The organism is Limnohabitans sp. (assembly GCF_031539175.1).
In the GTDB taxonomy this organism is placed as follows: Bacteria; Pseudomonadota; Gammaproteobacteria; order Burkholderiales; family Burkholderiaceae_C; genus Limnohabitans.
Map to the genome: position 1 here is coordinate 37,131 of NZ_JAVKLQ010000052.1, position 19,612 is coordinate 56,742.

A 19,612-nucleotide genomic window follows, 5' to 3' on the forward strand; every position below is an offset into this window, starting at 1 on the left:
TCAGGCGGCGGTAAACAGCGCGGGCAGCTCGCTCATGCACGTGAACACATGGGCGGCACCCGCCGCACGCAACGCGTCCGCCTGCCCGTGAGCGGCATAGCCCCACACCGTCGCCCCCGCGGCGACGCCTGCCGTCACGCCCACAGGCGTGTCTTCGATCGCCAAGCAGCGCTTGGGGTCTTTGCCCAAATGCGCAGCAGCGGCCAAATACACATCGGGTGCGGGTTTGGTCTGAGGCACTTCATGGCCGCTGAAGATGCGCCCGTCAAAGAACTCGAACAAGCCCACCTTGCCCAACATCAAATTGATTTTGAAACGGTCTGCGCCTGACGCGCACGCGATCTGCCCTTGACACGCGTCGAACACGTGTTGCACCGCTTGATGAATGTGCGCAATGGGTGTGATGTCAGCATCTAAGCGCAGATTGCGTCGGCGGTAAAACTCATCCATGAAGGCGTCGGTCAACGGCTGGCCGGTGTTGGCCTCGATCAAGTCGCGGCGGTTGCGCACGGTGTGGCCCACAAAGTGCGCCATGCACTCTTGCAAGGTCAGGGTCCAGCCACTTTCTTGCAGCATGTCGCGCAAGGCCCCACAGGTGATGGCTTCGCTGTCAACCAGCACGCCATCGCAATCAAACAACACAGCTTCGAATTTCATGCCGCAATTATGAGGGGCTAAAGCACGTCGCCATCCACGTAAAACCAACGCCCGTCTTCACGCACAAAGCGGCTGCGCTCGTGCATGCGCACGGCGCCACTGGGCAAACGGTAGCGGGCGACAAAGGTCACCTCGGCCGTGTGGTCCCCGGTCATGCGGTGGTCGCGTACATCCAGGCCCAGCCATTTGGCGCCCGCATCAAAGTCCAGTGACGCAGGTCGGGTGCTGGCGTGCCACGTCGCCAGTAAATAGTCCGCACGCTCATGCACAAAGGCGCTGTAGCGCGAGCGCATCAAGCGCTCTGCATCTGGGGGCAACGCCACGTCAACGTGGTCCACAAAAGCACCGCAGCAGTCTGTGTAGGCGATGGGGCGGCGCTTTGCATCGGTACGCCCACACGGGCAATCGGTCACGGGGGGCATGCAGCGCCTCTTAAGGTAACACCGAAATGGTGCCGCGCATGCCTGCGTCGTAATGACCGGGCTCGAAGCAGGCCATGTGCAGCACGCCGGCATCGGTGAAGGTCCAGACCAACTCGCCGGTTTCGCCTGCGCCCAATGACAAGGCGTTGTGGGCGTGTGAATGGCCCTCTTTTTGCGCGTTCATGGCGGCGGCATGCGCGCGTAAATCATCTTCGCTGCCAATGACCATGTCGTGACGCACCTTGCCAGTGTTGGTGACGCGAATGCGCACAGTCTCACCGGAGGTGGCTTGCCAATTGGCAGGGGAGAAACGCATGGCATCGTTCATCTCGATGGCGACGATACGGGCGTCTGTCGACGCAGCGTCCGGATGGGTATGCACGGCCTCTGTCGCAACACCATGCGTGTGAACCTCTGCGGTTGAACCGCTGTCGTGAGAATGGCTGTACTCAGAAGGCGGCAGGCCTTGTAACAGCGACCACGCGGTGGCGGAGATGGCCATCACCACGGCAAACGCAACCAAGCCATACGTCACCAACGACCGCAACGGCGTGCGGGCACGACCGTCGAGGAAGTACATGGCCAAAAGACTGAGCACAAAGCCCAAGGGCACCACCCACAAACTGCGGTCTGGCGAATCGGGGAAGTGTTGCAAACCCCCAGTGAAAAAGCCCAAGCCAATCGACGACACCAAGCCAAAACCGAGCACGTCGGTCCAGCGCACGTTCAATGCGTCACGGTTGCGCGTTTCCAACCAAGCGCCCCACAAATAAAACAGTACGCCAAAGCCAGCCGTCCAAAACGAACGCGCTTCACTGAAAAACCCGTGGTTAACAGCGCCAGCAATGAAGCTGATGCCGCCGTATTTGAAAAGCGTGGCGATGTGCGATTGTGCAAAATTCATAGGAAATCCTGTTGATTCAGCGCGATGCTACACAAGCCACATCAACAAGACGTGCGCTATATCAAGCCAAGGCGCGTTGAATGATGATTTTTTGCACGTCGCTGGTGCCTTCGTAAATTTGGCACACGCGCACGTCGCGGTAAATGCGCTCCACAGGGAAGTCGCTCACCACGCCGTAGCCGCCCAAGGTTTGAATGGCGACGCTGCACACCTGTTCTGCCGTTTCACTGGCAAAGAGTTTGGCCATCGCGGCTTCTTTCAAACAAGGTAAGCCGGCATCGCGCAAAGCGGCAGCGTGGTACATGAGTTGGCGTGCCGCTTCGAGTTGTGTGGCGCAATCGGCCAAGCGAAAACCCACAGCTTGATGGTTGAAGATGGCGGTGCCAAAGCTCACGCGCTCTTTGCTGTATTGCAAGGCAGCTTCAAACGCGCTGCGCGCCATGCCAATGCTTTGCGCGGCGATGCCGATGCGGCCGCCTTCCAAAGCAGACAGCGCAATCTTGTAGCCCTCGCCTTCTTGTCCAATCAAGTTCTCGGCAGGAATGCGGCAGTTGTCAAAGTTGATTTGTGCGGTGTCGCTGCTGTGCTGACCGAGCTTGTCTTCCAAGCGCGCCACTTGATAACCAGGGGCGCTGGTGGGCACGATGAAGGCGCTCATGCCTTTCTTGCCTGCGCCTTTGTCGGTCACGGCAATGACGATGGCCACATGGCCGTTTTTGCCGCTGGTGATGAATTGCTTCACCCCGTTGATGACGTATTCGTCGCCCTCTTTGGTGGCCGTGGTGCGCAAGGCTGATGCGTCAGAGCCCACATGTGGCTCGGTCAAGCAAAACGCGCCAAGCATGTTGCCCTGCGCCAATTCGGTGAGCCATTGCTTCTTTTGCGCGTCGTTGCCGTAGCGCATGAGGATGGCGTTGACGGGGCAATTGGTCACGCTGATGGCCGTGCTGGTGCCGCCATCGCCAGCGGCGATTTCTTCCAACACCAAAGCAAGCGTGAGGTAATCGAGGCCCGCGCCGCCCAAGTCTTCGGGCACACAAATGCCATACGCACCGAGGGCGGCCAAGCCTTTGTGCACGGCGTGCGGGAAGGTGTGTTCTTTGTCCCACTTGGCGGCGTTGGGCCAGAGTTCTTGTTGGGCAAAGTCGCGCACGGCGTCGCGAATCATGGTTTGGTCAGGCGTGAGCAACATGGAAATTTAAAAATAAAGAGGACAAGAATCGAAGATCACCAAGGAATGGTGCTGCCGTCGTGCGATAAAAATTGGCCGCCCTGCGCGGACGTCAACTGAGACAAGGTGCGGCGCATGTGCGTCACACTTTCTTGCGCCGTCAACGTGGCATGGGCGCCGCCCATCTCGGTCTGCACCCAACCGGGGTGCATGGCAATCACGCGAGCCCGTGGGTAAGCGGGTTGCGAGGTGCGCACCACCATGTTGAGCGCTGCTTTACTGATGCGGTACAGCGCGGCGTCGCTGCTGCGCGTGCCTTGCAAGCTGCCCATCACGCTGCTGATGCAGGCCAACACGCCATCGGCCTCTTCAACCATGGGCGCGATTTGAGGGATGGTCATCATGGCGCCCATCACATTCGCATGCATGACGTGGTCAAACGTGTCTTGCGTCGGGGGTGTATCGGCACTGGCGCGGTCCATCACGCCAGCCACGTACAACGCCACGTCGAGCTTTTCGCCATCGAGCAGCCACGCCAACGACGTGACGCTCACGGGATTGGCCACATCGACACGCAAACACTGGGCGCCCAGTGCTTGCACGCGATCACGCCCTGCGTCGTCACGGGCTGTGGCCATCACGCGCCAGCCGTCCGCCATGTATTGACGAACCAGCTCTAGTCCAATGCCGCGTGATGCGCCAATGATGAGTGCGGTCGGCATGGTGAAAACTTAAACCAATTCGAGCGCAACGGCGGTGCCTTCACCGCCGCCGATGCACAAGGTGGCCAAGCCTTTTTTCAGGCCGCGTGCTTTCAGCGCGTGAATCAACGTGACCATGATGCGTGCGCCCGACGCGCCGATGGGGTGACCCAACGCACAGGCACCGCCGTTGACGTTGACTTTGTCGTGCGGCACGTTGAGTTCTTTCATCAGCGCCATGGGCACCACGGCGAAGGCTTCGTTGACTTCCCACAAATCCACATCGGCCACAGACCAACCAGCTTTGGCCAAGGCTTTTTGTGTGGCGCCGACAGGTGCGGTTGCAAACCATTCGGGCTCTTGCGCATGCGTGGCGTGGCTGACGATGCGGGCCAAGGGCGTGCATCCCAATTTCTTGGCGGTGCTTTCGCGCATCAACACCATGGCGGCTGCGCCATCGTTGATCGACGAGCTAGAAGCGGCCGTGATGGTGCCGTCTTTCTTGAAGGCAGGCTTGAGCGTGGAGATCTTGTCGAGCTTGACCTTGCCTGGGCCTTCGTCAATGGACACCACGGTTTCGCCCGCACGCGTTTTCACGGTGACGGGGGTGATTTCTGCGGCAAAGGCGCCGCTTTCGGTGGCGGCTTTGGCGCGTTGCACGCTGGCGGTAGCAAACGCGTCTTGCTCTGCGCGCGTGAAGCTGTATTTGGCGGCGCAGTCTTCGCCGAATGTTCCCATGCTGCGGCCGGGTTCGTACGCATCTTCCAAACCGTCAAGCATCATGTGGTCAAAAATACGGTCATGGCCCAAACGGTAACCGCCACGGCCTTTGAGCATGAGGTACGGCGCATTGGTCATGCTCTCCATACCGCCCGCGACCAACACGTCGTGCGAGCCGGCCAACAGCATGTCATGCGCAAACATCGCAGCACGCATGCCTGAGCCACACATTTTGGACAAGGTCACCGCGCCAGCACTCTTTGGCAAACCGCCTTTGAAACCCGCTTGACGCGCAGGCGCTTGGCCTTGACCGGCCATCAAGCAGTTGCCAAACAAGAGCTCGGTCACCAACTCAGGGGTGAATTGAGAATGAAGACCCGCCCGCTCTAACGCGGCCTTGATGGCGGCACCGCCGAGGTCGTGGGCGGCCAGACTTGAGAAGTCGCCTTGAAAGCTACCCATGGGTGTACGGGCTGCACTGACGATGACGATAGGGTCGGACATGAGTTTCTCCAATAAAAAAGAAAAGTGCCACGCCGACCCCGAGGGTCACGCGGCGGGAAGCATGCCACCACGAGGGTAGCGTTTGAAAGCGTTGCGGAAGACGTCAACCACTTCGCCAGCATGGCTCATGGTGACGCCGAGGTCTTTGACCAAGCCGTTGTCGAGGCCGTAAATCCAGCCGTGCACGGTCACCTTTTGACCACGACCCCAAGCATCCTGCATCACGTTGGACAACGCCACATTGCCGACTTGCTCAATGACGTTCATCTCACACATGACCGATTCCAGCTCAGCTTGTGGCAAATGGTTGAGGCGTTGGCGATGGCGCAAGCGCACATCTTGCACATGGCGCAACCAGTTGTCGGCCAAACCCACGCGTGTGCCACGTGTGGCCGCCAAGACGCCACCGCAACCGTAGTGCCCCACCACCATGATGTGCTCGACCTTGAGTGCGTCCACCGCGTATTGGATGACCGACAAGGCGTTCAAATCTGAATGCACCACCACGTTGGCCACGTTGCGATGCACGAACACCTCGCCAGGATCCAACCCCGTGATTTGGTTCGCAGGCACGCGGCTGTCAGAGCAGCCAATCCACAAATACTTGGGGTTTTGCTGGTTGGCCAGGCGCGAGAAATACGCAGGATTCTCTTGAATCATGCGGCCGGCCCATGCCCGGTTGTTATCAAAAAGGTGCTGAAGTGATGTGCTCATGCGGTCATTGTCGCAGTGCAGCGATGGCCTTAACAAGTCTCAGCGAAAAGCTCACGGCCAATCAGCATGCGACGAATCTCGCTGGTACCTGCACCAATTTCATACAACTTGGCATCGCGCCACAAACGGCCTAAGGGGTATTCGTTGATGTAGCCATTGCCACCAAAAATCTGCACGCCTTCACCGGCCATCCACGTGGCTTTTTCGGCCGTCCACAAAATGACGGACGCACAGTCTTTGCGCACTTGACGGACATGATCGGTGCCAAGCAAATCGAGATTTTTAGCGACGGTGTAGGCGAAGCTGCGACCGGCTTGCAACACGGTGTACATGTCGGCCACTTTGCCTTGAATGAGTTGGAACTCACCAATGCTTTGGCCAAATTGCTTGCGGTCGTGGATGTAGGGAATGACGTTGTCCATCACCGATTGCATGATGCCCAAAGGACCGCCTGTCAGCACAGCACGTTCGTAGTCCAAGCCGCTCATCAGCACTTTGGCGCCCATGTTGAGGCCGCCCAAAATGTTTTCGGCTGGCACCTCGACGTTGTTGAACACCAACTCGCCCGTGTGGCTGCCGCGCATACCGAGCTTGTCGAGCTTTTGCGCCACGCTGAACCCCTTCATGCCTTTTTCGATCAAGAAAGCTGTGACACCGCGCGCGCCCAACTCGGGCTCGGTTTTGGCGTAGACCACCAAAGTGTCAGCATCGGGGCCGTTGGTGATCCACATCTTGCTGCCGTTGAGCACGTAGTAGTCACCCTTGTCTTCCGCTTTGAGCTTCATGCTGATGACGTCGGAGCCCGCACCGGGCTCTGACATCGCAAGCGCCCCCACATGCTCACCGCTGATGAGCTTGGGCAGGTACTTGGCGCGTTGCGCATCGGTGCCGTTGCGTTTGATTTGATTGACGCACAAGTTGCTGTGCGCGCCATAGCTCAAACCCACGCTGGCGGAGGCGCGAGAAATTTCTTCCATCGCGATCATGTGGGCGAGATAGCCCATGTTGGCGCCGCCATATTCTTCACCCACGGTGATGCCCAACACGCCCAAGTCACCCATTTTTTGCCACAGGTCCATGGGAAATTGGTCGTTGTGGTCGATCTCGGCGGCACGAGGCGCGATCTCGGCTTGGGCGAATTCGCGCACGGCGTCGCGCAAGGCATCGATGTCTTCACCGAGTTGGAAATTCAGTCCGGGCAAATTGTTCATGGCGGTCTCCTTGTGGGTCTCAGTAACTTTGTTTGACGGTGGCCAAGGTTTGTTGCATCAGGGCGCAAGGCGACTCACCGCCATCGTCGTTCAGATGCACGACCTCGGCCGTGGTGATGATGAGTCGCTTGCCGGCACGCACCACATGGCCGCGTGCGCGCAACTCCCCCCCTTGAAATGCAGCGAGAAAGTTGATCTTGTATTCAACAGTGGTCACCTCTTGGCCCTCAGCCGCCAAGGTGAGGCCGGCGTAGCCTGCGGCGATGTCGGCCAGCGCGCCCATGGCGCCGCCGTGGTAACCGCCTTGTTGTTGGGTCACACGCTCGGAATAGGGCAAGGCGATTTCGACCTCGCCAGGGGCCACCGACACCAAGCGTGCGCCAAGGTGGCGCATCATGCCTTGACGCACAAAGCTCGATTCGATGCGGGCATGCAACTCGGGGTGCGCGATAGGTGTCGTACTCATGCTTTAGCCGCCTTGGTGGATGGGGTGGCGCTCGCAGCACCTTGCTTGGCGAGCAGATTACGTGCCTCTTTTTCATGCACCTTGACTTCGTCGAGGTTGGCTTGAATTTCGGCCATTTGTTCTTCCAGCTGGCGTTTGTGATCGGCCAACACCACCAAAAACTTCTGCAACTGAGGGCCCGTATCGCGTGGGCTGTCGTACATGTCGATGAGGTCTTTGGCCTCCGTCAGCGACAACCCCAAACGCTTGGCACGCAAGGTGAGCTTCAAACGCGTGCGGTCGCGGTGGCTGTAGACGCGGTTGCGACCACCGGGGCCGGAGCGCTCGGGCTGCAGCAGCCCCATGTCTTCGTAAAAACGGATGGCCCGGGTGGTGAGATCGAACTCACGCGCCAAGTCGCTGATGGAATATGTGGTAGCCATGGTGTGTTTACGTTTACGTAAACGTCAATTATGACGGGAAAATTCAACCGCGCAAAAAACGTCTCAATTCCAAGGCGGCAAGGGCTCGTTTTTCAGCACCCGACGGCGCTCGGCGTAGTCCGGCATCACCGTTTTGACGGTGTCCCAGAACCGTGGACTGTGGTCCATCACCCGCAAGTGGCTCAACTCATGCGCGACCACATAGTCAATGACGTCGAGTTTGTGATGGACCAAGCGCCAGTTGAGGCGAATGGCGCCGCTCGAACTCGCACTGCCCCAGCGGGTCGCCGCGCTGCTGAGCGACAGGCGCTGCCATTGCACATTCAGCAGCGGGGCGAAGTGATGCAAACGCTCGGTGAACAAGGTTTTGGCTTGCCGCATGAGCCAAGCCTGAACGGCATCGCGAATCTGCTCTGGGGTGGCATGAAGCGGCAGCCCCAAACGCAAGGTATGCGGTGCCAAGCCATCTTGCGCGGATTCAAATTGCGCGCTGTTCTTTTTCAAAGCGCTGCTGGAATCGAGCACTGCCTGAAGCTCGCCCCCCAAATACGGCACCACAACGCCGTCGCACCACACAATGCGCTGGGCACCCATTTGGGCGTGACGTTCGCCCATTTCAATCAGCTTGCGTGAAATCCAATCGGCCTTTTGACGCAACGCAGACTCGACCTCGCCGACCGTCACCCACGTTGGCGCACTGACCTCCAGCCCATCTGGCCCGACCGCCATGCCAATGGTGCGGCGCTTGCCACGGCGAAAGGCATACGCCACATCCGTGGCACCTAACAAAATGCGCCGCGTGGCGCGTGGATGTGTGAACTGTGCTTTGGGCAGCACATGGGCCAAGGGTTCAGCAGGTTGATGCGGCCCCTGCAGCGGTCGCGACGTGGGCAAAGGCGGCGCAGCTTGGCTTTGCGGCGCCTCAAATAAATCAAGCACGAGTTGCATGAAGCGGCTCATGCGTGACGCCTCACGACTTGGCGACGTAGGCCTCAGGATCGAGGCGACGCATTTCGGACTCGATCCAATGTTCGACCTCACGGGTCAGCTCATCGGCTTCGCGGCCCACGCTGTCAATGGGCGCGCCGATTGACACGTCCACCACGCCTGGAAATTTGATGAAAGCCTTGCGCGGCCAGCATTTGGCAGAGGTGACGGCAATGGGAATCACGGGCGCGCCCGTGGCGATGGCCAGACGTGCACCACCGCTCTTGTAGTTCCCGCGCTCGCCACGCGGAATGCGCGTGCCTTCGGGAAACATGATGACCCATGTGCCTTGCGCCAACAGCTTTTGGCCCTGCTCTACCACTTTCCCGAAGGCCTTGGCGCGCTGGCTGCGGTCGATGTGAATCATGTCCAGCAAGCCGATGGCCCAACCAAAAAATGGCACGTACAGCAACTCACGTTTGAACACGTAAGCCAAGGGGTGAGGCATGATGGCCGGCATCAAAAATGTCTCGTACGTCGACTGGTGTTTGACCAACAAAATGGCGGGGCTGGTCGCGCCGTCAGGCAAATTTTCTTGCCCTTGAATGCGGTAGCGCACACCCATGATGACGCGCGCGGCTTGGATGCTCAGGTTGAGCCAATACGCGGCAATGGCGTAACGCTTGTCCGCACGCAGCCCAACAGCTGCAGCCAAGACAATCAGCAACGCAAACGGGATGACGGTGACAAACATGAACGCCATGTGCACGGTCGATCGAATCATGGCCATCATGCGTGAGCTCCTGTTTTGTGCGGTGCTTTGTGCACCGCGTGGACTTTGGTCTCGGGTTGCGCTAACAGCCAATCGACAAAGGCTGCCAAGTCGTCATGCACACAGGTGTCTTGCGGAAAATCAGCGGGCAATGTTTTGCCACGCAGTTTTTGGCCCTTGCCCGTGTGGACCAAATGCGGGGTGCAACCCGCGGCAGCACCGGCTTGCAAATCACGCAAGCTGTCACCCACCGTGTGCACGCCGGTCAACTCCATGCCATAACGCTCGCCAATCTGTTCAAACAACCCCGGCGCCGGTTTGCGGCACTGGCAGGCTTCATCGGGACTGTGCGGACAATAAAAGACCGCATCAATGCGCCCCCCCACAGACCCCAAAAGCTTGTGCATTTTGGCGTGCATGGCGTTGAGCGCGGCCACGTCAAACAAACCACGGCCCAAGCCCGATTGGTTCGAGGCCACCACCACATGCCAACCCGCATGGTTCAGTCGCGCAATCGCCTCGAGTGCGCCGGGCAAGGGCAGCCACTCATCGGCAGACTTGACGTAATCGTCGCTGTCTTGGTTGATGGTGCCGTCGCGGTCGAGGATGACAAGTTTGGTGATCATGCGTGGTGCGTCTTAGGCTCAGGTCAGTCAGTGAAGACGTGTCAAGTCGCGAGGCACGACAAGTCGGCCACGCGGTTCATGGCGAGGTGCAAGCTTTTGAGCAGGCCTTGGCGATTCAAGCGCAAGTCCATCTCTTCGGCGTTGACCATCACATCGTCAAAGAAGGCATCGACGGGCGAACGCAAGGTGGCCAACGTTTGTAACGAAGCGGTGTAATCGCCCGCCTTGAACTGCGCTTCCGATTCGGGCAGCAACTTTTGCATGATGGCGTAGAGCGCTTGCTCGGCGTCTTCTTTGAACAAGGCGGTGTTGACGTGTGCATCGACTTCGCCTGCTTTTTTGAGCACGTTACCGATGCGCTTGTTGGCAGCAGCCAACGCTGGGCTTTCAGGCAATGCAGCGAAGGCGCGGACGGCGGTGAGGCGCTTGGCCACATCGCTCAAGCGTTGTGGACGCAAGGCCAACACGGCTTCGACCTCTTGGGCCGAGTAGCCTTGCTCGCGCAAGCCGCCAGAGAGGCGGTCGTAAATGAACGAGGTCAATGCCGCCGCAGGGTCTGTGATCTTGTCGCCAAAGGCGGGGATGGCTTGTGCAATCAAAGCATCCAAGCCCACATCCAAATTGGCTTCGCTCAACATGCGCACCACGCCCAACGCGTGACGACGCAACGCGAAGGGGTCTTTGTCGCCCGTTGGCAAGTTGCCAATGCCAAACATGCCGACCAAGGTTTCGATTTTGTCAGCCAAGGCCACCACCACACCCACGGTGTTGCGTGGCAATTCGTCACCCGCAAAGCGAGGCTTGTAGTGGTCTTCAATGGCTTGCGCTGTCGTCTCGCCCAAACCATCGTGGCGCGCGTAGTAGCCGCCCATGATGCCTTGCAACTCAGGGAACTCGCCCACCATGTCGGTCAGCAAATCGGTTTTGGCCAGTTGGGCCGCGGTGTCGACGGCTTGCATGAAGGTTGTGTTCACGGCGGCGTCTTGGGCTTGCGGCAACAAGGCAGCAATGCCTTTGGCAATGGCGCGCACGCGGTCGGTGCGCTCGCCTTGGGTGCCGAGTTTGTTGTGATACACCACCTTGGCCAAACCGTCCACGCGCGAAGCGAGGGTCTTTTTGCGGTCTTGGTCAAAGAAGAATTTGGCATCGGCCAAACGAGGGCGGACCACGCGTTCGTTGCCGCCTGTGACCGCGGATGCGTCATCAGGCGTGATGTTGCTGACCACCAAAAACTTATTGGTGAGCTTGCCGGCTGCGTCAAGCAACGGGAAGTATTTTTGATTGGCCTTCATCGTGAGGATGAGGCACTCTTGCGGCACGTCGAGGAATTGTTTTTCAAACTCGCACACCAACACATTGGGGCGTTCGACCAAGGCGGTAACTTCGTCGAGCAATGCTGCGTCTTCAATCGCCTTTACACCGCCGCCAACTTTGGCTGCAGCGGCTTCAAGTTGACGCGCAATCTCTGCACGGCGTTCTGTGAAACTGGCGATGACTGCGCCGTCTTTGGCGAGTGTGTCTGCGTACACATCAGCATTAGCTAAAACGACTGGCGACACCTTGGCTTCAAAGCGGTGGCCTTGTGTGCTGTTGCCTGCGGTCAAGCCCAATGCTTTGACGGGCACCACGGTGCTGCCATGCAAAGCGATCAAGCTGTGTGCGGGGCGCACAAAGTTGACGCTGCTCCAACCGGGCAATTCACAGTCGGTTTCAAGCTGATAGCTCATCACTTTCGGGATGGGCAATTTGGCAATGGCGTCGCTCAAAGCTTTTTGCAAGCCGTCGGCCAAGCTCGCACCTTTGACGATGCTGTCGTAGAACAAGGCTTCGGCCTTGCCATCGGGTGCGCGTTTGAGTTGCGCCACGGCCTCGGGGCCAGCGCCCAAGGCTTGCAGTTTTTTCAGCAAGGCGGGGGTGGCGTTGCCGCTGGCATCCAAGCCAACAGTAACCGGCATAAGTTTTTGTTGCACGGCTTTGTCTGCAGCCAATGCAGAGACGGCAGTGATGTGCGCAGCCAAACGGCGGGGCGATGCGTAAGCGGTCACCGCAGAGTTCGCAGCGGTCAAGCCTTGCGCTTTGAGTTGCTCAAACAGAACGCCTGAGAACGCGTCGCCGAGTTTTTGCAAGACTTTGGGTGGCAACTCTTCCACGAAGAGTTCGATGAGTAGGTTGTGTGTCGTCATGTTTTTGTGTCCTACGCTCAAGCGGTCTTCTTCGGCATTTGGTCAACCCACTCACGCGGGGCCATGGGAAAGCCCAAGCGCTCACGGCTCTCGTAATAGCTTTGCGCCACAGCGCGCGCCAAGTTACGGATGCGGCCGATGTAGGCGGCACGCTCGGTCACGCTGATGGCGCCGCGCGCGTCGAGCAAGTTGAAGGTGTGTGCGGCCTTGAGCACTTGCTCGTAGGCGGGCAATGCGAGCTGTGCGCCCATGAGGTGCTGCGCTTGTTTCTCGTGTGCGCCAAAGGCGGTGAACAAGAACTCGGCATCGCTGTGCTCGAAGTTGTAGGTGGATTGCTCGACTTCGTTTTGTTTGTACACGTCGCCGTAAGTCAGGCCATCGGTCCATTGCAGGTTGTAAACGTTGTCCACCCCTTGCAGGTACATGGCCAAGCGCTCGAGGCCGTAGGTGATTTCGCCGGTGATAGGTTTGCAGTCAATACCGCCGACTTGTTGGAAATAAGTGAACTGCGTGACTTCCATGCCGTTCAACCAAACTTCCCAGCCCAAGCCCCATGCGCCCAAGGTTGGGTTTTCCCAATCGTCTTCCACGAAGCGGATGTCGTTTTTCTTGAGGTCAAAGCCAAGCGCTTCGAGCGAGCCCAAATACAGTTCCAAGATGTTGCTGGGTGCGGGCTTCAACACCACTTGGTATTGGTAATAGTGCTGCAAACGGTTGGGGTTCTCGCCATAGCGGCCGTCTTTGGGGCGGCGGCTGGGTTGCACGTAGGCGGCCTTCCAAGGCTCTGGGCCCAAGGCGCGCAAGAACGTGGCGGTGTGCGAGGTGCCCGCACCGACCTCCATGTCGATGGGTTGCAACAAGGCGCAGCCTTGCTCGGCCCAGTAGGACTGGAGTTTGAGAATAATTTGTTGAAAAGTCAGCATAAAACCCATGCCAACATGGCGTTGGCGAAAAGGAGCAGGTCAAGACGCCTGCAAACCCTTGATTTTACGGGCCGAAATAGCGTTTGCCGTGCTTGGTCCGAGAACCGAGCCACGCAACCCACATCCACACGCCTGCCGCAAATGCCACCAACGGCCAAAGCCCCCAAGCAGAGACCCAACGGGCGTAGGGTGTCACAGCGCCGTGCACCCCTTGAACTTGAGCGTGCAAGGCGCCTTGCACGCTGCTAGGCAGCCGATGCGTGACCACCCCTTGTGCATCGATGATGGCCGTCGCCCCCGTGTTGGTGGCGCGCAGCATGGGACGGCCCAGTTCAAGCGCCCGCATGCGGGAAATATTCAAGTGTTGGTCAATGGCCACGGTATCGCCAAACCAAGCGATGTTGCTGAGGTTGACCAAGATGGTGGGAGCCTGCTCGGGGTCGGCGAAGCTTTTGGCCAGCTCCTCGCCAAACAAATCTTCGAAACAAATATTCGGGGCGATGCGCTCCCCCTTCCATGTCAACGAGGGCTGAACCACCGCGCCGCGCGAAAAGTCGCCCATGGGAATGTGCATCATTCGGACAAACCACTGAAACATGGGGGGCACAAACTCACCAAAGGGCACCAAATGGTGCTTGTCGTAACGGTAAGGCTCACCCGTCGCATGGGGCTGGAGGGCCAAAACGGAGTTGGTGAATTGACGTGCGCTACCCACCAGACCTGACGCGTCAGGGTCAACTTTGGCCACCAACGGCATCCCAATCAAAGCGGCTTGCTGGCCTTGTGAAAAATGTTGCTCCAAGCTTTGCCAATAGCCGCTGGGCAATTGTTGGGGCAAGAGCGGCAAGGCTGTTTCGGGGATCACGACCAAGTCCGCGCGACTGTCCAGCAAACCTTTGCGATAGTCATTCAGGGCTTGGGCCACACCTGAACCAAACTTCAAATCTTGCTGCACATTGCCCTGCAACAGCGTGACGCTCAAAGGCGCTGATGGGTGCGCGTCGGGTTCTGGCGCAGAAGGCGCCAAGGCTGTGACGCCCACCGTCGCCAAAGTAGCCGCCATCAACCCGCCCGCCAAACGACTGCGCCACACACCACGCGACACGCCGTTTTCAGCTCCCAGCAACATGGCCACAAATGCAGCCATGGCACTGAGACCGTACACGCCGACCCACGCGGCCCAAGCATGCAGCACACCGTCGACATGGGCATAGCCAATGGCGCCCCATGGAAGACCTGTGAAGAGGGTGCCGCGCACCAACTCGGCCAACATCCACAACACGGCAAAGGCGCTCGCTTTGCTCAACGCGCCTAAGTGGCGCACACCGGTGGCGTGATACACCCAAGCGGCGGCTGCGTAAATACACGCCAAGCCAGCGGCAAGCGCCAACACGGCCGCCCCAGCCAAAATAACGGGCATGCCGCCATAGGTGTTCATTGAAATGAACAGCCACCACAGGCAGCCGACCAGCCATGCGCAGGCAAACCACCACATCCGCCAAAACGCCTCTTGGGGTTGTGCTGAACGGTCTAGGCAAGCTGCAGCAAATGACAAGCTCAACATCTGCAACCAGCCCAGCGCGACGCCTTGGTGGCTGCCAGCAAACGGCCACGCCAAAGCCAAGGCTTGCAGCAACCCTGCGGTGATCAAACCCAAGGTCAGCCAGACGCGAGACAAAGCCAACGGGTATGAGCTTGTGGTGAGTTGCATCAAACGGCTTTGGACGCCGCCTTCGCAGGCGTTGGGTAGACCTTGAACCACTTCACGGCACCTGCTTTGGTGTGCATCACTTCGAACCGCTGTTCGCTGACATCGAAAAACTCGCCCCGACGCGGCACATGCCCCATGGCATGGGCAATGAAGCCTCCAATGGTGTCGAACTTGTTGTCGCCGTTGGCGGTGTCTTCGTCCAACTCAAACGTGATGTTGAAGGCCTCGGCCACACGGGAGACATCGGTGTCGCCACTGACACGGAACGTGCGATCGGCGAGCGAAAAAATATCGCCAGCATCATCGTCCTGATCGAACTCATCCTCAATTTCGCCGACGATTTGTTCCAGCACGTCTTCGATGGTGATGAGGCCGGCAATGCGGCCAAACTCGTCGACCACCAAAGCCATGTGGTTACGGGTGTTGCGGAACTCACGCAACAGGTCGTTCAAGCCTTTGCTTTCAGGGACAAAGACCGGAGGGCGCAGCAGAGTGCGCAAATTGAGCGCAGGCGAGCGCTGGAGTTTGAGCAGATCTTTGGCCAACAAGATGCCAACGATGTTGTCACGCTCACCCTCAAAAACCGGAAAACGCGAGTGCGCGGTATCGATGACCTGATGCATGCAGGCGTCAATCGCCTCGTCAATGTTGATCAAATCCATGCGGGGGGCTGCGACCATGACCTCACCCGCGGTCAAGTCGGCCATGCGCAAGACGCCTTCCAACATGATGCGGCTTTCAGCCCCAATGACTTGATTATCTTCTGCGTCGGAGAATGCGACCAAGAGCTCTTCACGAGAGTCAGGGCCAGGATGGATGAACTCGATGAAACGCTGCCAATATGTGCGTTTGTCTGTCGCGTCTGCGGCTCTTGAATTCGGGGCTATCACATGCGTGCGGCGCTTGGCCGCGAGAGTCTGTCAAGGCTTAAGCATAGCCCAAGCATGGTGTTCACTGGCTGACTATTCAGCCGCTTGGTGGCGGCCCGCACGCACACCTTGTCGAATTTCTTCGACTTTGGCCAAAAAGTCCCAAAATTTCTTGGCGTCTTCTTTGATGCTGTAGTTGGCTTTGGCAAACTGATCGACCACCAGCTCTGTGACGCGGCTGTCTAAATCTCGCTTGGGCAAGCGCAAATAGGCCTCGGTTTCAGACCCGTCACGCTCCACGGTGGCACCGCCTTTTCGGGCGATACGGATCATGGGTGCGTTTTCGCTCAGCGCGTGGATGTAAATTTCCGAGATTTTTTCGTTGCGCGCATGCATGACCGCACGCTCAAACAATCGCGCACCGTAGCCGCGTCCTCGTGCGGAGGCTTGCACCGACACGCCAAATTCGGCATTCGACGTGCGGCCGGGCTCTTTCATGATGGCCAAATGCGCCATGGCCACAATGTCTAAATTGCGATTGAAGATGCCGTAAATTTCGTCGCGCTCAAAGTTCAACCCATCCACATAGCGAAGCACTTGCTCGTCATTGGCGGCATAGCCAAAACGCAAATACCGGTCTTGTGGGGACAAGGCCAATAAATGTTTTTTGATGCCGGGCAAGTGACTGGCGTTCAATGGACAAATGGGGATCAAAACACCCTCTGTATCTTGTTTGAGCAGTTGGGGCACACCAATACGGGCAAGCAATTGACGGCCAGCGTCTAAAGCTGTTTGTGTCAGTGTGTGGGTCAAAGTCATGCATGCAATTATACGGGTTTTCCCTTATTCTTGCAATTGACTGACAACAAACCCAGCCTATTGTCTGCCGAGGGACACTCCCAATGGCAACGCACACTTGGCGCATTCAAAATGCCTCTAAGGAGACATGAATGAATAAACCCTGGTTGCAATCTTACCCAGACGGCGTGCCCCATGAGGTACATCCTGAGCAATTTAAATCGGTCGGAGAGTTTTTAGAGACATCGTTCAAGAAAAATGCTTCGGCGCCTTTCTCGGTTTGCATGGACCAGTGGATGACTTATGCAGATGTTGACCATGCATCTGCCGGTTTGGGGGCATGGCTCCAGCAGCTGGGCCTAGAACCGGGTTCTCGCGTGGCCATCATGTTGCCCAACTTGCCCCAATTTGCCGTGACGATGGCGGCCGTTTTACGTGCTGGCTATGTTTGCGTCAACGTGAACCCGCTTTATACGGCGAGAGAGTTGCAGCATCAGCTGAATGATGCGGGTGCAACGACCATCGTGATTTTGGAAAATTTCGCCAAAACGCTTCAAGAGGTGATTGATCAAACACCGATTGAGACCGTCGTTTTAACGTCATTGGGCGACATGCTTGGCTTTTGGAAAGGCCATTGGCTGACCTTTGCCGCCCGACATCTTGCGGCCATGGTGCCTGCGTTCAAACTGTCTCGCACGACCACGCAGGGGCGAGAACGAAAAATTGTGTCCTTTACGCAAGTCTTGGCGAAGGGCGCGAGCTTGTCCTTAAAACCAGCAAATACCAACCTGTCGTCCACTGCTTTTCTGCAATACACGGGCGGTACAACGGGGCTGTCAAAAGGGGCTGTTCTTACGCATGGCAATATCATTGCTGCGGTTTTGCAGGCTGAAGTGTGGTTTACGCCTGCAGTGAAGCGGATTGGTGATATTCGCAAAGTCAACTCCATTGCGGCATTGCCCCTATATCACATCTTCGCCTTGACGCTGTGTTTACTCTCCATCCGTTGGGGCGCACATATGACGCTGATCCCCAACCCTCGGGATATTGATAAGTTCGTGGATGTGCTCAAAAAACGGCCATTTCACCTGCTTCCTGCTGTGAACACCTTGTTCAATGCGCTGCTTCAACACCCGCATTTCAAAACACTCGATTTTTCTAGTCTGTGCGTGTCACAAGCTGGTGGCATGGCCGCGTCTGAAGGCACTGCTAAACGCTGGAAAGAAGTCACAAACTGCGCCATGGTGGAAGGCTGGGGGATGAGCGAAACCTGCGCCATTGGCACGAATAACCCGGTCAACGCGACAGAGTTCAGCGGCAAGATCGGTCTGCCGCTGCCGAGTATTGAGATCGCCATCAAAGACGATTCTGGGCAAAGCTTAGCCACGGGGCAAAGTGGTGAAATTTGCATCAAAGGTCCTAACGTGATGACCGGTTACTACCGACAACCCGAAGAGACGGCAAAGGCCTTCACGGATGATGGCTTCATGAGGACCGGCGACATCGGCATCATGGACGAGCAAGGCTACACACAAATTGTGGACCGCAAGAAGGACATGATTTTGGTGAGCGGATTCAATGTGTTTCCGAATGAACTTGAAAACGTCATCTCACTTTGCCCTGGTGTTGTGGAATGTGCTGCGGTGGGCATACCGGATGAAAAGCAAGGCGAATCCATCAAAGTCTTTGTTGTGCGCAGTGATGTGACTTTGACAGAGGACGATATCTCGAGCTATTGCCGTGGCAACTTGACGGGCTACAAACAGCCCAAATACATTGAATTCAGAGATGAACTGCCTAAGACCAATGTTGGGAAAGTTTTAAGGCGCGAATTACGCGCAAATAAATGACGGCCAGCATTCAACTTCCTAGAGGCATCGCATTTTTAGAACGCGGCTGGCTGTCATCGAACAATGTCTTATTGCATGACAGCGATCAAGCGATCTTGGTCGATACAGGTTATTGGACACATGCCAAACAAACGGAAGATCTGATTCGCTCGGCCATTGGTACGCAACCGTTGAATTGCATCATCAACACGCATCTGCACAGCGACCATTGCGGGGGAAATGCGCATTTACAAACTGTCTATCCACAGGTGCAAACACGCATACCTCCAGGGCATTTTGATTACGTGAGACAGTGGAATGCGGAAGCCCTGACATACACGCCAACAGGTCAACACTGCCCTGTATTCACGGCGGACAGGTGTATTGAATCAGGTGATTTGTTTGATGTGGCTGGGTTGCAGTGGATAGCGTATTCAGCGCCAGGACATGATCCCCACTCCATTGTTTTATTTTGTCAATCAGAGGGCATACTGATTTCGGCTGATACGTTGTGGGAAAAAGGTTTTGGTGTTGTATTTCCCGAAATCGAAGGTATTTCAGCCTTTGAGGAGGTTGGCGCGACCCTAGATCTTATTGAGTCATTGGCGCCTCGTTTGGTGCTGCCGGGCCATGGCACAGCTTTTACCGATGTCAGCGGCGCGCTCAATTACGCAAGGTCTCGGTTAAAAGGATTCAGTACCAATCCTGAGAAACATGCGATTTATGCAGCAAAAGTCCTGCTGAAATTTAAATTACTTGAATTGCAATCCGTAGAGATAGAAGATTTTTGCAAATGGGCAAATAACAGCTCATATTTTCATCTGCTACATCAATATTTCAACAAAAGCTCGTTTCAGGACTGGACGCTAGAGATGTGCGAGTCACTGGTTAAATCAGGTGCTGCGAGCCGTATTGGTAATACATTCATCAACGCCTAAAAGACAAAAAGCCCCACTCAAACGAGCGGGGCTTCTTGCGGCTGTAACAGCCTGACGATGTCCTACTTTCACACGGGAACCCGCACTATCATCGGCGCTAAGTCGTTTCACTGTCCTGTTCGGGATGGGAAGGAGTGGTACCAA

General features: G+C 57.2%; 20 protein-coding genes and 1 rRNA gene. 2 read left to right on the plus strand and 19 right to left on the minus strand.

Annotation, left to right across the window (positions count from 1 at the left end; translation table 11 throughout):
- The 18 genes from RMS95_RS09345 to RMS95_RS09430 form a co-directional block, all read right to left on the minus strand.
- A complete protein-coding gene (locus RMS95_RS09345; protein ID WP_310645568.1) occupies window positions 1-657 on the minus strand; it encodes an HAD family phosphatase in 657 nt (218 codons plus the stop codon).
- A gap of 17 nt (window positions 658-674) precedes the next feature.
- Window positions 675-1,079 carry a YchJ family metal-binding protein gene (locus tag RMS95_RS09350; protein WP_310645570.1) on the minus strand — a complete coding sequence of 135 codons (405 nt, stop codon included), beginning with the start codon at window positions 1,077-1,079 and terminating at the stop codon, window positions 675-677.
- A gap of 10 nt (window positions 1,080-1,089) precedes the next feature.
- The gene (locus RMS95_RS09355; RefSeq protein ID WP_310645572.1) at window positions 1,090-1,983 is read right to left on the minus strand and encodes a plastocyanin/azurin family copper-binding protein; all 894 of its coding nucleotides are present in this window, start codon (window positions 1,981-1,983) and stop codon (window positions 1,090-1,092) included.
- Between the two features lie 61 nt (window positions 1,984-2,044).
- Window positions 2,045-3,175 carry an acyl-CoA dehydrogenase family protein gene (locus RMS95_RS09360; protein ID WP_310645574.1) on the minus strand — a complete coding sequence of 377 codons (1,131 nt, stop codon included), beginning with the start codon at window positions 3,173-3,175 and terminating at the stop codon, window positions 2,045-2,047.
- 35 nt (window positions 3,176-3,210) lie between these two features.
- Complete coding sequence (locus RMS95_RS09365) at window positions 3,211-3,876, minus strand: SDR family oxidoreductase (protein ID WP_310645575.1); 666 nt, start codon at window positions 3,874-3,876, stop codon at window positions 3,211-3,213.
- A 9-nt stretch (window positions 3,877-3,885) separates the two neighbouring features.
- The gene (locus RMS95_RS09370) at window positions 3,886-5,079 is read right to left on the minus strand and encodes an acetyl-CoA C-acyltransferase (protein ID WP_310645576.1); all 1,194 of its coding nucleotides are present in this window, start codon (window positions 5,077-5,079) and stop codon (window positions 3,886-3,888) included.
- Window positions 5,080-5,124: 45 nt separating this feature from the next.
- Complete coding sequence (gene can, locus RMS95_RS09375) at window positions 5,125-5,793, minus strand: carbonate dehydratase (protein ID WP_104799555.1); 669 nt, start codon at window positions 5,791-5,793, stop codon at window positions 5,125-5,127.
- A 29-nt stretch (window positions 5,794-5,822) separates the two neighbouring features.
- Window positions 5,823-7,004: an isovaleryl-CoA dehydrogenase gene (locus RMS95_RS09380; protein WP_310645578.1), complete on the minus strand. Its 1,182-nt coding sequence runs from the start codon at window positions 7,002-7,004 to the stop codon at window positions 5,823-5,825.
- A gap of 19 nt (window positions 7,005-7,023) precedes the next feature.
- Entirely contained in the window at window positions 7,024-7,470 is a 447-nt protein-coding gene (locus RMS95_RS09385; RefSeq protein ID WP_310645580.1) for a PaaI family thioesterase, read from the minus strand.
- On the minus strand, window positions 7,467-7,892 hold the full coding sequence (locus RMS95_RS09390; protein WP_310645582.1) for a MerR family DNA-binding transcriptional regulator: 426 nt from the start codon (window positions 7,890-7,892) through the stop codon (window positions 7,467-7,469). Before RMS95_RS09390 ends, RMS95_RS09385 begins: the two co-directional genes overlap by 4 nt.
- 63 nt (window positions 7,893-7,955) lie before the next feature.
- Window positions 7,956-8,840 carry a SprT family zinc-dependent metalloprotease gene (locus RMS95_RS09395; protein WP_310645584.1) on the minus strand — a complete coding sequence of 295 codons (885 nt, stop codon included), beginning with the start codon at window positions 8,838-8,840 and terminating at the stop codon, window positions 7,956-7,958.
- 22 nt (window positions 8,841-8,862) lie between these two features.
- Entirely contained in the window at window positions 8,863-9,609 is a 747-nt protein-coding gene (locus tag RMS95_RS09400) for a lysophospholipid acyltransferase family protein (protein ID WP_310645605.1), read from the minus strand.
- Entirely contained in the window at window positions 9,609-10,217 is a 609-nt protein-coding gene (gene gmhB, locus RMS95_RS09405) for a D-glycero-beta-D-manno-heptose 1,7-bisphosphate 7-phosphatase (protein WP_310645586.1), read from the minus strand. Before gmhB ends, RMS95_RS09400 begins: the two co-directional genes overlap by 1 nt.
- Window positions 10,218-10,258: 41 nt before the next feature.
- Entirely contained in the window at window positions 10,259-12,400 is a 2,142-nt protein-coding gene (gene glyS, locus RMS95_RS09410; protein WP_310645587.1) for a glycine--tRNA ligase subunit beta, read from the minus strand.
- 17 nt (window positions 12,401-12,417) lie between these two features.
- Complete coding sequence (gene glyQ / locus RMS95_RS09415; RefSeq protein ID WP_310645589.1) at window positions 12,418-13,323, minus strand: glycine--tRNA ligase subunit alpha; 906 nt, start codon at window positions 13,321-13,323, stop codon at window positions 12,418-12,420.
- A 64-nt stretch (window positions 13,324-13,387) separates the two neighbouring features.
- Window positions 13,388-15,034, minus strand: a complete 1,647-nt coding sequence (lnt, locus tag RMS95_RS09420) for an apolipoprotein N-acyltransferase (RefSeq protein WP_310645590.1) — start codon at window positions 15,032-15,034, stop codon at window positions 13,388-13,390.
- The gene (locus RMS95_RS09425) at window positions 15,034-15,924 is read right to left on the minus strand and encodes a CBS domain-containing protein (RefSeq protein WP_310645592.1); all 891 of its coding nucleotides are present in this window, start codon (window positions 15,922-15,924) and stop codon (window positions 15,034-15,036) included. Before RMS95_RS09425 ends, lnt begins: the two co-directional genes overlap by 1 nt.
- A 72-nt stretch (window positions 15,925-15,996) precedes the next feature.
- Window positions 15,997-16,722, minus strand: a complete 726-nt coding sequence (locus RMS95_RS09430; RefSeq protein WP_310645593.1) for a GNAT family N-acetyltransferase — start codon at window positions 16,720-16,722, stop codon at window positions 15,997-15,999.
- A gap of 131 nt (window positions 16,723-16,853) precedes the next feature.
- On the opposite strand from RMS95_RS09430, the gene RMS95_RS09435 reads away from it, so the two are divergent.
- Window positions 16,854-18,551 (plus strand): AMP-binding protein, encoded by a 1,698-nt coding sequence (locus RMS95_RS09435; protein ID WP_310645595.1) that lies wholly within the window; start codon window positions 16,854-16,856, stop codon window positions 18,549-18,551.
- On the plus strand, window positions 18,548-19,468 hold the full coding sequence (locus RMS95_RS09440) for an MBL fold metallo-hydrolase (protein ID WP_310645597.1): 921 nt from the start codon (window positions 18,548-18,550) through the stop codon (window positions 19,466-19,468). The genes RMS95_RS09435 and RMS95_RS09440 overlap by 4 nt, the downstream gene beginning before the upstream one ends.
- A 49-nt stretch (window positions 19,469-19,517) precedes the next feature.
- Here the strand turns inward: RMS95_RS09440 and rrf are convergent.
- Window positions 19,518-19,612: ribosomal RNA gene (gene rrf, locus RMS95_RS09445) — 5S ribosomal RNA — on the minus strand; the annotation flags it as partial.

Excerpts from the sequence above, each read along its gene's own strand:
- RMS95_RS09345 (WP_310645568.1), bottom strand. The coding sequence starts at position 657 with ATGAAATTCGAAGCTGTGTTGTTTGATTGCGATGGCGTGCTGGTTGAC.
- RMS95_RS09350 (WP_310645570.1), bottom strand. The coding sequence starts at position 1,079 with ATGCCCCCCGTGACCGATTGCCCGTGTGGGCGTACCGATGCAAAGCGC.
- RMS95_RS09355 (WP_310645572.1), bottom strand. The coding sequence starts at position 1,983 with ATGAATTTTGCACAATCGCACATCGCCACGCTTTTCAAATACGGCGGC.
- RMS95_RS09360 (WP_310645574.1), bottom strand. The coding sequence starts at position 3,175 with ATGTTGCTCACGCCTGACCAAACCATGATTCGCGACGCCGTGCGCGAC.
- RMS95_RS09365 (WP_310645575.1), bottom strand. The coding sequence starts at position 3,876 with ATGCCGACCGCACTCATCATTGGCGCATCACGCGGCATTGGACTAGAG.
- RMS95_RS09370 (WP_310645576.1), bottom strand. The coding sequence starts at position 5,079 with ATGTCCGACCCTATCGTCATCGTCAGTGCAGCCCGTACACCCATGGGT.
- can (WP_104799555.1), bottom strand. The coding sequence starts at position 5,793 with ATGAGCACATCACTTCAGCACCTTTTTGATAACAACCGGGCATGGGCC.
- RMS95_RS09380 (WP_310645578.1), bottom strand. The coding sequence starts at position 7,004 with ATGAACAATTTGCCCGGACTGAATTTCCAACTCGGTGAAGACATCGAT.
- RMS95_RS09385 (WP_310645580.1), bottom strand. The coding sequence starts at position 7,470 with ATGAGTACGACACCTATCGCGCACCCCGAGTTGCATGCCCGCATCGAA.
- RMS95_RS09390 (WP_310645582.1), bottom strand. The coding sequence starts at position 7,892 with ATGGCTACCACATATTCCATCAGCGACTTGGCGCGTGAGTTCGATCTC.
- RMS95_RS09395 (WP_310645584.1), bottom strand. The coding sequence starts at position 8,840 with ATGCAACTCGTGCTTGATTTATTTGAGGCGCCGCAAAGCCAAGCTGCG.
- RMS95_RS09400 (WP_310645605.1), bottom strand. The coding sequence starts at position 9,609 with ATGGCCATGATTCGATCGACCGTGCACATGGCGTTCATGTTTGTCACC.
- gmhB (WP_310645586.1), bottom strand. The coding sequence starts at position 10,217 with ATGATCACCAAACTTGTCATCCTCGACCGCGACGGCACCATCAACCAA.
- glyS (WP_310645587.1), bottom strand. The coding sequence starts at position 12,400 with ATGACGACACACAACCTACTCATCGAACTCTTCGTGGAAGAGTTGCCA.
- glyQ (WP_310645589.1), bottom strand. The coding sequence starts at position 13,323 with ATGCTGACTTTTCAACAAATTATTCTCAAACTCCAGTCCTACTGGGCC.
- lnt (WP_310645590.1), bottom strand. The coding sequence starts at position 15,034 with ATGCAACTCACCACAAGCTCATACCCGTTGGCTTTGTCTCGCGTCTGG.
- RMS95_RS09430 (WP_310645593.1), bottom strand. The coding sequence starts at position 16,722 with ATGACTTTGACCCACACACTGACACAAACAGCTTTAGACGCTGGCCGT.
- RMS95_RS09435 (WP_310645595.1), top strand. The coding sequence starts at position 16,854 with ATGAATAAACCCTGGTTGCAATCTTACCCAGACGGCGTGCCCCATGAG.
- RMS95_RS09440 (WP_310645597.1), top strand. The coding sequence starts at position 18,548 with ATGACGGCCAGCATTCAACTTCCTAGAGGCATCGCATTTTTAGAACGC.